The organism is Yersinia sp. 2542 StPb PI (assembly GCF_048593855.1).
Taxonomy (GTDB): Bacteria; Pseudomonadota; Gammaproteobacteria; order Enterobacterales; family Enterobacteriaceae; genus Yersinia; species Yersinia enterocolitica_E.
The window spans coordinates 1-1,561 of record NZ_JAZGQA010000379.1 but is presented as its reverse complement, the minus strand read 5'-3'; the positions used below and the strand labels follow the sequence as shown (position 1 = coordinate 1,561).

Here is a 1,561-nt window from a genome sequence, read left to right as displayed (position 1 = left end):
AGCTTGGTTGAACTCTATAATAAATGGAAAGAATTCCCGATTTAAATACTATCTTACCTTTTTAGAAAAGGTATTGGATACTTAAATGTTTTTTCACTGTCGGTATATAACACCATTAGTGAATGATATGCACTAATGGTGTTATATGAGAGTAGACATAATGTGAGTTACTGTAAGTATCCCCTCAAAACGGCCCATTCATTTTTAGAGATCTTTCGACATACTGATTATGTCCCCTGAGGAGATCGCCATGCGTAAAATCCGATTCACTGAACACCAGATCATTGCCGTTCTGAAATCCGTAGAAGCTGGCCGAACTGTCAAAGATGTGTGTCGCGAGGCCGCTATTTCTGAAGCCAGCTATTACAACTGGAAGGCGAAATATGGCGGGATGGAAGCCGCTGATATCAAAAAGATCAAAGATCTTGAGGACGAGAATCGTCGTCTGAAGCAGATGTTTTCCGACCTGAGCCTGGAGTGCCGGGCATTGAAAGACGTTATCGAAAAAAAGCTTTAAAACCAGCGATAAAGCGTGAACTCGTCAACTATTTGACCGCACAGTTTACGATGAGCATACACCAGGCATGCAGGACGTTATCGCTGAGCAGGACGGTGTTTCGTTACCAACCGGATACGCGACGTGATGAACCGGTGCTGACCGAGGCAGCCGAGCGCTATCCCCGCTACGGCTTTAAGAAGCTTTTTCAGGTGCTTCGCAGGCAAGGGCAGGTCTGGAACCACAAGCGCGTACACCGGATGTACTGTTTGCTGAAACTGAATTTTCGTCGTAAGGGTAAACACCGTCTGCCGGTGCGCAATCCGGCACCGCTGGCAACGCCGGAAGCGCTCAACCAGAGCTGGTCCATCGATTTTATGCACGACGCGCTGATCTGTGGCCGACGTTTTCGGACCTTCAACGTCGTGGATGATTTTAACTGCGAGGCACTGGCAATAGAAATTGACCTGAATATCCCTGCTCAGCGGGTCGTCCGGGTGCTGGACAGGATAGTAGCAAACCGTGGATATCCGCTCAAGATGCGGATGGATAATGGACCGGAACTGATATCACTGGCTTTGGCGAAATGGGCTGAAGAGCATGGTGTGGTGCTGGAATTTATCAAGCCGGGTAAGCCGACACAGAACGCGTTTATCGAACGATTTAACAGGACGTACCGGACAGAAATACTGGATTTTTACCTATTTAGAACGCTGAACGAAGCACGGGAAATTACGGAACGCTGGCTGAATGAATATAATAGTGAGCGGCCCCATGAATCCCTGAATAACCTGACACCGGAAGAATACCGGCTGATGGCTGAGAAACCGGAAATCTCAAGAAGTGTGTGGAACTAAAGCTGGGATACTTACATTACCACGGTAGGAAAGCCAAATAAGTTTGCTTGGTTACTTGTTATTGGTGTCGCTATACATCAACATTGTCAGCGTATCGAGATACATAACCTTTTTATGGAGCACTATGTCGGTCTCCAATATTATAGACTTTAGTAAATTTCAAAGTTTTGTGACCAGTCGAAGGCTATTATACTGTTTGTGCCTGATG

Annotated in this window: 1 protein-coding gene; it reads left to right on the top strand. The window is 46.4% G+C overall.

The genetic code is table 11. From position 1 onward, the window contains the following. Window positions 1–250 precede the first annotated feature (250 nt). Window positions 251–1,353 (top strand): IS3 family transposase gene (locus tag V1952_RS21760; RefSeq protein ID WP_420074046.1). Its coding sequence is split into 2 segments (ribosomal slippage): window positions 251–512 and window positions 512–1,353, totalling 1,104 coding nucleotides; the frame shifts between segments, so codons are not numbered across the junction. Window positions 1,354–1,561: the final 208 nt, after the last annotated feature.